We start from the raw sequence: 10,842 nt of genomic DNA, 5'->3' as shown, positions 1-10,842 counted from the left end.
CCCAAGCCTTGTACCTTGGTCGATGGAAGAGGCCTGAATCGGTTCTCCGGCAGTCTGATGAGGCCTCTTTTTATGGAGGAAACGTTTGGTTCACGGACGTACATGGAGCATCGATGATGGTCATACTGAACTACACACGAGCCGCTTGGTTATAAGTGGTTGACCTTTAAGGAGAATAAAAATGATATTACAAAAAAAGCTAACGAGTCTGGCCAAATGGGCCAGAAAGGCCGCCGTGGTTGTAGTCGCGGTATTGAGTTTTTCGGCGATGCCGGCTATGGCCGAAGATCCGATTCGCATAGGGGCAGTGACGTCCGTCACCGGTCCCGCTTCCTATCTTGGTGAGCCCGAGAAGAATGCTCTGGAACTGATGGTCGAACAAGTCAATCAGGAAGGTGGGGTACTTGGGCGCCCACTGGAGTTGGTTCTTTATGATGATGCGACCAACCCCGAGCGCGCCCGGACCATGATGCAGCGGCTGCTTACTCAGGATCGAGTGAGCGCGGTGATTGGCGGTAGTATCACGGCCAGCTCTTTAGCTATGGAGACGTTGGCGTCCCGCCACGCCGTGCCGCAGCTTTCAATGGCGGGAGCGCGGATCCTCTCTGAGCCAGTAAAAGAATGGCTATTTGCTATTCCAGAAAGCGATGTGATGTCTGCGAGGGTGATTTATGAGCATATGAAGAAGAGTGGCATCAGTAAGATCGCTTTAGTCTCTAGTACCGCAGGGTACGGTCGTGCTGCAGGCGAAGTTTTCATCGAGCAGGCGAAAAGAGATGACGGTATCGAGATCGTCATGCACGAAACCTATGCTCCGGGCGATACCGACATGTCTGCGCAATTAACCCGCATTCGTGGTAACGGTGATGTGCAGGCGATTCTGAATCTTGATGCCGGTAACCAACCGGCCATTTTGGCCCGCAATCGCGCTGCGTTGGGGATCGAGCAACCCTTGTATATGAGTCATTCAATGGCGGCGCCTGAGTTTCCCGCATTGGTTGGCACGACGGCATCCAATGGTTTGCTATTGCCTGCACCGCCAATAATGATAGCTGAGCAGTTAGAAGAGAGATCCGACTTGCGAGATGTGAATATGAAATTTCTAAAGCTCTACCAGGATCGGTATGGTCATGCACCCAACACTTTTGCCGGTATTGCGCATGACGCAATACTCGTATTAGTTGAAGCGATCCGCCGAGCAGGTAGTACCAAGCCCGCCGCGATTCGTGATGGTGTTGAGCAGATCCAAGATTTGGTCGGTGTCAATAATAGTGCTCTTGCGTTTGGTCCTGACAATCATGGAGGTGTGTTTGAGGAGAGCAGTATGCGGATGGTCGAAATCCGAGAAGGGCGCTTCGTCCTAATTGACTGACAGGTGGCTGAAGTAAGTAGTCTCGATGTCAGGCGGGAGGGACTCCGCTAGAGAAAGCGAGGGAGGTAAGTAAACAGAATAAAAAAGTAGTTAATTTAAAGAACAACAAATCTAATAGAGAGGATATGTCTATGTATTTGTCAAAGTCGAGAGCCCTCCGGGCAGGTATAGTAGTAAGTTGTTTTGGAATGCTAGCCTCGGCTCCTGTGGTGGCAGAGGAAGATGGATTCAAGGCGGGTAACACAACCATTACAATGGACGGTTACATCAAGCTTGATGCAATTGCAGTTCGAACTGGAGATGGCGGCTTTATCGCTGAGCAGTTGCGTGACTTATATGTTCCTGGTGCGACCCCGGTGGGTGGTCAGGATTCCGAGGAGAGTCTGACGATGCATGCAAAACAGTCGCGCTTTGCATTCAGGACAGATACCGACTTGGGCACAGGGACACCGTTGAAGGGTCTGCTTGAGATGGATTTCGGCCCCGGTCGGGAGATGTTAAATGGCACGTCTACGACCAATCGCGCAGCAGTTAATTTGCGTCATGCTTACTTCCAGTACGGCTCTTGGGGGTTCGGGCAGACTTGGACCACAGCCTTGTTTGGCCCCGCCATAATGGAGACGTTGAATTTCTTTGCTCTCAGTGAGGGAATGCCTTCGCAGCGCACCCCGCAAGTCCGGTATTCGAGTGGGCCTTTTGCTATTTCGTTGGAGAGCCCAACTACGATCGCTCAGGTTAGTGGCTCTGATACGTCGATGGCAAGTCTTAAGCAGGAATTCAATGATAGTGTGATCCCGGATCTTGTGACCCGCTATTCGTTCCAGGCAGGTAATGCCCAGCTTGCAGTCGTGGGGGTTCTACGCCGGCTTGAGGTCAGTGGCAGGGTTGCGAACTTTGGAGCACCGGCCACGCCGACTCTAGACGACGAAACAGAGACAGGGTACGGCATTGGTGTGTCTGGCAACGTGACGCTGGGTGACGCTACGAACCTAAAATTTATGGTCTTGGGTGGTAGTGGTGTAGGCCGTTACACAGGGTTTTCGTTTACGCCGGATGTCGAAGTTGCAGATGACGGTTCTAAGATGGAGGCTGTGGACCACGTATCGTTCAATGCCGGGATCGCGCACCGTTTCAATACGCAGTGGAGAACCAATTTCGGTTTTGGTATGGAGAATGCCGATGTGGAGGGTGACAAGCTCTCTGAAAAGTCTTGGAGTGGTTTGGTAAATCTTTTGTACTCCCCGGCCAAGGCTGTCACTTTAGGAGCTGAGGTGAAGCATGGTGTTCGTGAGCTAGTTGACGGTACCGATGGCAGTCAAACTCGGCTTCAATTCTCTGCAAAGTACACATTCGGGGCTTGAACTCCGTGTAAAGGTATGATCCCTGACACGGGGGTTGAAGTGTTGCGCACTCGGTCGACGTAAGGATCGGGTGCGCAAAGTAGTAATGCCATAACAAAAACGCAGGAAAATAAGCCATATGTCAGAGTTCTTTCAGTATTTGATCACTGGCCTAACCATCGGATCTATGTACGGGCTGATCGGCTTAGGTATCGTGCTTGTCTATAACGCGAGTCACGTGGTGAACTTCGCTCAAGGGGATTTAATGATGGTTGGCGGCATGTCGGCTGTTGCTCTTCTGAGTGCGGGCCTACCTTTGCCGGTGGCGTTGGTGGGGGGTGTCTTGGTCGGCGGTCTTTCTGGTTTGCTGATGTTCAAATTTACCATTGAACCGGCCAGGGGAGCGGGTCCGCTGGGGCTTGTGATTATCACGCTGGGCGTTGGCATGGTGTTGCGTGGTGCGGCCGAACTAGCGTGGGGCCAGCGTTTCTATTCGCTGCCCACGTTCAGCGATAATGAGACCATCCGGATTGGTGGCGTGACGCTGGTGCCTCAAAGTCTGTGGGTTATGGGGATAGCCGCGGTCGTGGTCATCCTATTGGCCTATTTCTTCAGCCGCAGCCTGACTGGCAAGGCGATTGTTGCTACTTCGTTGGATCGGGATGCGGCCATCCTAATGGGCATCAATACCAGTCGGATGCAACTGTTTAGTTTTGGCTTGGCAGGGCTGTTGGGAGCTGTGGCGGGTGTGTTGATCGCGCCAATTGCTTTCACTTATGCAGCCGCGGGTCTGATGTTGGGTTTGAAGGGGTTCGTAGCAGCTGTGCTTGGCGGACTAGGTAGTTTTCGCGGCGCTTTAGTCGGCGGCCTAACTCTGGGCGTGGCTGAATCCATGATGGCTGGGTACGGTTCATCGGATTACAAAGATGCTATCGCTTATTTATTGATCGTAGTCATTCTGATCTTTATGCCCCGTGGAATTTTCGGTGGCATGTCTGGGGAGCGCGTCTGATGTCGAAGGTTGAAGTAAAACAAAAGGCAACCTCCAAGTGGGTGTGTGGTGGCGTTAATGAACACCAGCGTCGGACTGCCGGGCATTTTTGGCAGCGACCGATCACGAATGTCGCGGTGCTGGCTCTTCTTCTGGCATGTCTGCCATTGGCGCTAACGTCGGGTTTCCATTATCACTTGGCGGTACTGGTCGGTATCAATGCCACCATCGCTATAAGTCTGAACTTGCTCATGGGTTACGCTGGACAGGTGAGCTTGGGCCATGCAGGCTTCGTCGCGCTGGGCGCATACGGTACAGCCATCCTGTCATCGCGTTATGGCTGGCCGGTTCCCTTGGCTCTGGTTAGCAGTGCAGCCGGTGCCGCACTGATCGCCTTTGTGGTGGGACGACCAATCTTACGTCTCAAAGGTTACTATCTGGCCCTTGGGACGTTGGGTCTTGGTATGATTATCTATCTGGTGATTAGTAACGAAGTATGGCTTACCGGAGGGCCTGACGGTATGCCCGTGCCTGTTCTGGAGCTGTTTGGGGGGCGGTTGACGGGGCCAGCTGACTGGTACTGGCTGATCGCCGTTATGCTGTTGCTCGTTTTTTGGTTGTCGACTAACCTGATCCACGCTCCCTTGGGTCGAGCATTGCGAGCATTGGAAGGGCCGGAGGCGGTCGCAGGCTCTGTAGGCATAGACGTTCCGCGGAGTAAACTCCTGGTCTTTACGCTTTCGGCGGCGATAGCTGCGCTAATGGGCGGATTTCTTGCCTTATACGCCGGTTTCATTTCTCCCTCTCTTGCTGATTTCCTGCATTCCATTGAGCTGGCGCTGATGGTGCTTGTTGGTGGTTTGGGTTCGGTGGTCGGATCGATCATCGGCGCCGCACTCATCACGCTGTTACCTCAGGTTTTGACTGTCGTGGAGGAATACGAAACGCTGGTTTACGGGCTCATTCTCATCGGTGTGATGATGTTTATGCCGCGGGGTCTGCTGTCCTCGATAATAGACTTGTGGCGGAGGATTAAACGATGAGCGCCCTGGAAGTTATTTCGCTGAGCAAAGAGTTTGGTGGCGTGCACGCGATCGAGGATTTGTCGTTCAATATCTCGCCGGGCTCCGTGCACTCCATTATCGGCCCCAATGGCGCAGGAAAGACCACACTGTTAAATCTCATAACCGGGATCTACCAGCCGACCCAAGGCGAAGTTCGCCTGTTTGGCGATAGTATGGCAGGCATGCCCGTTCATGCGCGCGTCATGGCCGGTCTGGGGCGTACCTTTCAGACTCCACAGGTGTGTATGCACATGACTGCGTTGGAGAACGTTATGTTAGGGCGGCATATCCATCTGGACGGTCGGTTCCTGCCTACCGCTTTACGGCTGCCGCGTATCCTGAGCGGCGAGCGAGAAGCCCGCCACAGGGCCGCAGAGCTTATGGAATATGTGGGCCTAGCGGACTATCTCAACGACGAACCCGGTTCCATGCCTTATGGCGCACTCAAGCGGCTGGAGGTCGCCCGGGCTCTGGCCTGCGAGCCAAAGCTGTTGCTGCTTGATGAGCCGGCGGCGGGTTTGGGGGCGTCAGAGAAGGCGGACCTCACCGGGCTGATTGAGAAGCTCAGCGGTGCGGGGCTGACGATCGTATTGGTTGAACACGATATGAAGTTGGTGATGAGCATCTCCCAGCATATCTTAGTAATTAACTATGGCCAGAAGCTCGCTGAGGGGCAGCCGACCGAGGTGCGCCGCAACCCGGATGTCGTGGCAGCCTATCTGGGCAGTGCCGTATAACCAGTAAGCCGATGAGGTTGGGCAAGAGATGATTAAAGCGTTAGAGATAATTCAGGCCGAACACCGCAGCATGTGGCAGATCCTTAATGTTCTGGAAGAGTGCGCACATGTGGCGCGGCAGGGTGACACTCCCGAGCGAGGGTTGGTGGACTTGGTACTTGAGTACCTGGAGACCTATATCGATGAGGTGCACCACCCTAAGGAGGACAAGTACCTGTTTTCGGCGCTGATCGCGCGCAGTGAGAACGCGCGTGATCTAGTCGAGGATCTACAGGGACAGCACGGACAAGAGGCGGAGCGTTTGGCGCGCGTGCGGGCCGAGCTAGTTAATAAGGATCTCGACCTTGAAGCTTTTGCCGCGGTAGCGGAGGATTACATTGGTTTCCAGCGCGAGCATATGCGGCAAGAGGAGGACAATTTATTTCCGCTTGCTCGCGAACATTTAACAGAATCGGACTGGCAGGGCATTGAGGACGCCTTCGCCAATAACAAGGATCCCGTGTTTGGCGAACATACGCATGAGAAGTACGCCGTTTTGCGTTCGCGTATTACAGTGCAGGCCCGGCCACCGTTGGGGCTGGGTGCTCCGGTCACACGAATTAAGTCAGGCGGTGAGCCTGTGTTGGAATTGCGAGGCGTGAGTGCCCATTACGGTCGCATTGCTGCCTTACGGAGTGTGTCGATTCAGGTGGACAAGGGTCAACTGGTCGCGCTTGTAGGGAGTAATGGCGCCGGTAAGACGACCTTGCTTCGTACCATCTCGGGATTACAGGCGTCCAGTGGCGGACGCATGCTTTTCGAAGGTCGCGATCTGTCGCAAATCAAGGCGTCGCAACGTGTCGCGGCGGGCATCGCTCACGTTCCAGAGGGTCGTCAAGTGTTTGCGCCGTTGAGCGTGGAGGACAATCTCTTGCTGGGTGCCTACAGTCGGACTGACAAAGGCGCTGGGGTTCGCCGTGATATCGACCGTATATACGACATCTTCCCTGTGTTGCGGGATAAACGTAAGGTCCCCGCTGGTACATTGTCTGGAGGGCAGCAGCAGATGCTTGCCATTGGTCGTGCTATGATGGCGAAACCTCGCCTGATGCTGCTGGATGAACCGAGCATGGGGCTCTCACCGCTATTAGTTAGCGAGGTTTTTGAAGTCATCAAACGCCTTCAGCAAGAAGGTATCACTATTCTGATAGTAGAGCAGAATGCGGCCGCAGTGCTGGCGTTGGCGGATATTGGTTATGTACTGGAGTCTGGGGAAATTACCCACTCAGGAGAGGGGTGGGCACTGCGCGATAACGAGGACGTTAAGCGGGCATATCTTGGCATTTAAGTGTTCGTTTATTCACGTTACCCGGGAAGACAGTAAGATAAGGCCGCTATTCTAAACGACGGAGATTAGTTATATTGAGGATCGAATCAATGAACTATGATAATGAACTATGTCGGATTTGAAGAAGTTTGCAACACTATACCCGGAGGCGCCGGACTCACGGCGGAATATGATCCTGAGAGGGTCTGCAAAACTGTTTTACGAAAAGGGATACTCCAAGACAACTGCGCGTGACATAGGGGCGGCAGTTGGCATGCTTAACGGCTCAATCTTCTACTACTTTCCCAGCAAAGGCCATATTCTGGCAGCGGTTATTAACGAGGCGATGAGCCGCGGTGAGAGGGTGGTTCACCAAGCGTTGGCTGAGGCGCCGCCCGATCCTCGTGATCGATTTGAGACGCTGATAAGAACCCATTTGGTGCTTCTATGTAGAGAGGATTCGCGCTATGCACACCTTGTGGCGAATAGTGAGTGGAAGCACGTCCCCGAAGAATTGCGTCACTCGCTACGAAGACTTAACGAGTCCTATCGCAAGGTATGGTGGCAGATAATGGACGAGCTTGACGAAATCGGTCTTCTGCGGCTACCGAGGAATGTTCTATACCGTTTTTGCGTTGGTGGCCTGAATTGGACCGGTAGGAGCCAAGTTGATAAGTCTCCGGAGGCGATTAATGAGATTGTCAGGCAAATCCGAAAGTTAGTTTTGTGCGATTGTTGATTATCTAGACATCATGATGCCTAGGTGAGTGGAGGAACTGACTCTATTTTGGGATTTGACCAAGCACTTGCTTTAATTTGAGATTCCATCTGTTATAGTGTCCCCGGGATTATTTAGGCGATCTTGAACAGGGCCGATAGGTTCACTGGAAAACTACTGGAATTGGCGTGCTCGCGCGATGGCTTTCGTGGCGCCCAAGCCGGCTGTTTGAGTGCTGTTTTCGCTACCAGAAATGATGATGAGGTTAAACAATGGGACAAGAACCGGAGCTGCAACGCTTCCCTGCATGCAATACCGCCGACATGAAAGACTGCGACGTTATTAGGATCGAGCCGCCCGGCCTTCGGCCAGTAGCGGTCTATTGCTTGGACGGCGAATTTTACGCTACTGATGATACCTGTACTCATGGCAACGCTTCACTGGCCGACGGTGAGGTTGACGAGGATGGCGTGGTTGAGTGCCCGTTCCATGCCGGCACCTTCGATGTTCGGACTGGCGAAGCCCTGTCTTTCCCCTGCGTGCTTCCGCTGAAAACTTACCCGGTGGTGGTCGAGGACGGTACGGTTTATGTGGACCTAGAACATGGTCGGCTCCAGGAGGGCTGACTACCTGCGAGCGAGGAGGTTTTATGCCGTTGATCGAAATTGAGAACACCGGTGAGCGATTTCAGCAGAACGACATCGACGATTGCATTCTACGGGCCGGTTTGGCTTCGGGGCTCGGGCTTTCCTATGAGTGCAATTCGGGGGGTTGTGGGAGCTGTAAGTTTGAGCTACTTGAAGGCGAAGTAGAAACACTGTGGGCCGACGCTCCTGGACTTAGTGCTCGAGATATCAAGAAAAACCGGCGATTGGCTTGCCAAAGTCGGGCCCTCACCGACTTGCGTATCAAGATGCACACCGCTCCGGAATTCTGCCTGCCGGTCTTGGCGAAAAGGCAGAGCTTGAGCCTGCTCGAACGGCGTGCCGTCACTGACGATATTGCCGAGTTTCGCTTCCAGGTGGATAACGAAGCGGTTTTTCTACCAGGTCAGTACGCTCTACTACATGTCCCAGGTGTTGATTCACCGCGTGCCTACTCCATGAGTAACCTGCCCAACCAGAATGGCGAGTGGGCGTTTTGGATACGTCGGGTCGCAAATGGCGCAGCTACCACTGTTTTGTTTGACCAGCTGCGAAGGGGCGACCGTCTTATTCTTGATGGGCCTTATGGGATGGCGTACCTGCGCCCAGACAGTCCACGGGATGTGGTCTGTATCGCCGGTGGATCCGGTATTTCCCCTATGCTGTCTATAGCCCGGGCCGCAGCGAGTGACCCTGCCATGGCCGGCCGACGACTGGACTTTTTCTTCGGCGGGCGTCGTCCTGCGGATCTGTGTGGGCAACTAGAGCTGGCGGAGCTGTCCAGAGGCCCGGGTGCTCTCGTTACTTATCATTGCTCAATATCGGACCCAGATGTAGGTTCAGGCTGGAGTGGGGAGCGCGGGTTTATCCACGAGCTGGTTCAACGCCAGCTTGGGGGGCAACTTTCGAATCGGGAGTGTTATTTAGCTGGGCCGCCACCGATGGTTCAAGCGACTCAACGTGCGCTACTGCTGGACGAGGGTGTTAGCCAGGACCAGGTTCATTTTGACCGGTTTTTTTAGTCCGTTGCTTATGAGTCCCCTTTAACAAAGGTCTATCTTGATATTGGGCTTACCTGACAGAGGCCCGGTTTATCCTTTGATTTGCTCGGCGGGATCTACGCAAGAAAAAAGTTGAACGAAGCCGCTACGCGGCAGAGGTCTAGATCGTATGTACTTCTCTGATCCCTTCCAACCCGGAAGGGGCCAGAGTAGATGCCCCATAAAAGCCAACAATATGTACGCCCGCGGCCTGCGGCAGGTCGGCATCCTAATTGTCACCGAACAGCGTTGACCTGCGCTCAATCCAGACCTTGCTCGGCCATGCCAGCCAGCTCCGTCACCACGGCCCGTTACACCCGAATGCCCCAGGAGGCCAAGCTGAACAGTGCTTTGATCAATGCCCTGGTGGACCAACTGCAGGTCAACTGGGTGACCCAATGACCACCCTGGCGCAGATCCTGCGCGATCATCAGGGCAACCTGCAGCACCACGTTGACGAGCGGATGCGACCGGAGCATTATGCGGCCATTCAGCCGATACTCGCCTTTCATGCGCGGAACTGTGGAGAGGTCCGCTATCAACGCGCGCCCTGTCAGCACGGCGCCAACTGTCAGTGGCTGGAGCGGCAACGACGGTAGTTGTTACCCGTGGACTATTTCCTGGTGACCTTCACCCTGCCGGCCAGTTACGGGTCTTTGTCTAGCACCACCTTCGATGGGCCTGCAACACCCTGCTCCAGGTCGCCCGCGAGATCCTGTGTCAGTTCGCTCGCAACGACAAGCGTCTGGGCAACCAGCTCGGACTGATGGGCTTGTTGTACACCCATTCCCGGGCGCCTGGCCATCCATCCCCATGTCCATATCGTGGTCCTCGGCGGCGGGCTGACCGGGCCTCGCTGCCCCCCCCGAACCGGCACGTATCTGTTAGTGCGTCCGGCTCTCCAGCAGGCGCCGCAGCCCATGCAGGACCTGGTAGGCGTAGAGGCTCCGCAGCAGGCTCACTTCGTTGCGGGCCATCATGTCCTGGACTGTGGAGTCGCTGCGATCCGTCGACGAGAGGTGCACGTTCAGCGCCGACTTTACCTCGCCCATGTAAGCCTCGGCGCTGCTAAGCTTGCGGTACAGCGCGAGGCCTTCTCTGGCGGCCAGTCGAACTTGCCGAGGTTGGTGTCCAGGAAGAAGCCATACAGTAGCAGATCGTCAGGGCGTTCTTGCATGACCTGCACCACGAGACGTTGGCCAGGAGCCCGCCTGATATGTCAGGTTGCGGCACCAGTCCCGAAGTTGCTCGGGCGAGCGGCATTGAGGCCGTTTCAGATACGGCGTACAAGCTTCTGGAGACCCGAGTGACTGCGCAGTCGACCCCGGTACTCGACGCCGCGCTCTTCCAGGGCCTCCAGCGTGTCGTTGTCGGTGAAGCCCGCATCGATTCGCACCCGGACACTGGAATGGCCCGCCAGGGCCAGACCGCCGTGGGGTGTATAGACTTCGTTTCGGGATTGTTGGAGAGTGAAGGCATGCATGAGCCAAGAGCACTGAATGGGTGAATGGATGCAAGAGGCTATCATGTTGCTCAACGGCTTTTTATTGCAGGTTTTTAATGTGGTTTTCGCCAGTTGAAGTTGCGCCTCTCGATTATATTAAAACGGTATCGGAAAGCCATTTAAATG

At 54.6% G+C, this 10,842-nt stretch carries 11 protein-coding genes and 2 pseudogenes; 11 read left to right on the top strand and 2 right to left on the bottom strand.

Features of this window, described 5'->3' with window-relative positions; all coding sequences use genetic code 11:
• The first annotated feature begins 181 nt into the window (after positions 1–181).
• The 11 genes and pseudogenes from A8B84_RS04920 (at position 182) to A8B84_RS21795 (ending at position 9,811) form a co-directional block, all read left to right on the top strand.
• A complete protein-coding gene (locus tag A8B84_RS04920; RefSeq protein ID WP_064232332.1) occupies positions 182–1,372 on the top strand; it encodes an ABC transporter substrate-binding protein in 1,191 nt (396 codons plus the stop codon).
• Positions 1,373–1,581: 209 nt separating this feature from the next.
• Positions 1,582–2,733, top strand: coding sequence for a DcaP family trimeric outer membrane transporter (locus A8B84_RS04915; RefSeq protein ID WP_161487084.1), 1,152 nt, complete (start codon positions 1,582–1,584; stop codon positions 2,731–2,733).
• Positions 2,734–2,851: 118 nt separating this feature from the next.
• On the top strand, positions 2,852–3,724 hold the full coding sequence (locus tag A8B84_RS04910) for a branched-chain amino acid ABC transporter permease (RefSeq protein WP_064228510.1): 873 nt from the start codon (positions 2,852–2,854) through the stop codon (positions 3,722–3,724).
• A complete protein-coding gene (locus A8B84_RS04905) occupies positions 3,724–4,746 on the top strand; it encodes a branched-chain amino acid ABC transporter permease (RefSeq protein ID WP_162841246.1) in 1,023 nt (340 codons plus the stop codon). Before A8B84_RS04910 ends, A8B84_RS04905 begins: the two co-directional genes overlap by 1 nt.
• Complete coding sequence (locus A8B84_RS04900; RefSeq protein ID WP_064228509.1) at positions 4,743–5,504, top strand: ABC transporter ATP-binding protein; 762 nt, start codon at positions 4,743–4,745, stop codon at positions 5,502–5,504. The genes A8B84_RS04905 and A8B84_RS04900 overlap by 4 nt, the downstream gene beginning before the upstream one ends.
• 28 nt (positions 5,505–5,532) lie before the next feature.
• Positions 5,533–5,925: pseudogene (locus tag A8B84_RS22105) on the top strand (hemerythrin domain-containing protein); the annotation flags it as partial.
• Positions 5,926–6,123: 198 nt separating this feature from the next.
• Positions 6,124–6,831, top strand: coding sequence for an ABC transporter ATP-binding protein (locus tag A8B84_RS22100; RefSeq protein ID WP_064228512.1), 708 nt, complete (start codon positions 6,124–6,126; stop codon positions 6,829–6,831).
• 109 nt (positions 6,832–6,940) lie between these two features.
• Positions 6,941–7,549 carry a TetR/AcrR family transcriptional regulator gene (locus tag A8B84_RS22095; RefSeq protein ID WP_064228508.1) on the top strand — a complete coding sequence of 203 codons (609 nt, stop codon included), beginning with the start codon at positions 6,941–6,943 and terminating at the stop codon, positions 7,547–7,549.
• A 251-nt stretch (positions 7,550–7,800) separates the two neighbouring features.
• Entirely contained in the window at positions 7,801–8,154 is a 354-nt protein-coding gene (locus tag A8B84_RS04885) for a bifunctional 3-phenylpropionate/cinnamic acid dioxygenase ferredoxin subunit (protein ID WP_064228507.1), read from the top strand.
• 23 nt (positions 8,155–8,177) lie between these two features.
• The gene (locus tag A8B84_RS04880) at positions 8,178–9,194 is read left to right on the top strand and encodes an FAD-binding oxidoreductase (protein WP_064228506.1); all 1,017 of its coding nucleotides are present in this window, start codon (positions 8,178–8,180) and stop codon (positions 9,192–9,194) included.
• Positions 9,195–9,610: 416 nt separating this feature from the next.
• Positions 9,611–9,811 (top strand): hypothetical protein, encoded by a 201-nt coding sequence (locus tag A8B84_RS21795; protein ID WP_227512744.1) that lies wholly within the window; start codon positions 9,611–9,613, stop codon positions 9,809–9,811.
• A gap of 47 nt (positions 9,812–9,858) precedes the next feature.
• Here A8B84_RS21795 and A8B84_RS21790 read toward each other — a convergent pair whose 3' ends face one another.
• Entirely contained in the window at positions 9,859–9,999 is a 141-nt protein-coding gene (locus A8B84_RS21790) for a hypothetical protein (RefSeq protein WP_227512743.1), read from the bottom strand.
• Between the two features lie 103 nt (positions 10,000–10,102).
• A pseudogene (locus tag A8B84_RS04870) lies at positions 10,103–10,620 on the bottom strand (transposase); the annotation flags it as partial.
• Positions 10,621–10,842 lie beyond the last annotated feature (222 nt).

It is taken from the genome of Marinobacter sp. EhC06 (assembly GCF_001650915.1).
Taxonomy (GTDB): Bacteria; Pseudomonadota; Gammaproteobacteria; order Pseudomonadales; family Oleiphilaceae; genus Marinobacter.
This window is presented reverse-complemented; position numbering and strand designations above follow the sequence as displayed.

What these genes read in the sequence shown, in the direction of transcription:
- A8B84_RS04920 (WP_064232332.1), top strand. Translation starts at nt 182, where the DNA reads ATGATATTACAAAAAAAGCTAACGAGTCTGGCCAAATGGGCCAGAAAG.
- A8B84_RS04910 (WP_064228510.1), top strand. Translation starts at nt 2,852, where the DNA reads ATGTCAGAGTTCTTTCAGTATTTGATCACTGGCCTAACCATCGGATCT.
- A8B84_RS04905 (WP_162841246.1), top strand. Translation starts at nt 3,724, where the DNA reads ATGTCGAAGGTTGAAGTAAAACAAAAGGCAACCTCCAAGTGGGTGTGT.
- A8B84_RS04900 (WP_064228509.1), top strand. Translation starts at nt 4,743, where the DNA reads ATGAGCGCCCTGGAAGTTATTTCGCTGAGCAAAGAGTTTGGTGGCGTG.
- A8B84_RS22095 (WP_064228508.1), top strand. Translation starts at nt 6,941, where the DNA reads ATGTCGGATTTGAAGAAGTTTGCAACACTATACCCGGAGGCGCCGGAC.
- A8B84_RS04885 (WP_064228507.1), top strand. Translation starts at nt 7,801, where the DNA reads ATGGGACAAGAACCGGAGCTGCAACGCTTCCCTGCATGCAATACCGCC.
- A8B84_RS04880 (WP_064228506.1), top strand. Translation starts at nt 8,178, where the DNA reads ATGCCGTTGATCGAAATTGAGAACACCGGTGAGCGATTTCAGCAGAAC.
- A8B84_RS21795 (WP_227512744.1), top strand. Translation starts at nt 9,611, where the DNA reads ATGACCACCCTGGCGCAGATCCTGCGCGATCATCAGGGCAACCTGCAG.
- A8B84_RS21790 (WP_227512743.1), bottom strand. Translation starts at nt 9,999, where the DNA reads ATGGGTGTACAACAAGCCCATCAGTCCGAGCTGGTTGCCCAGACGCTT.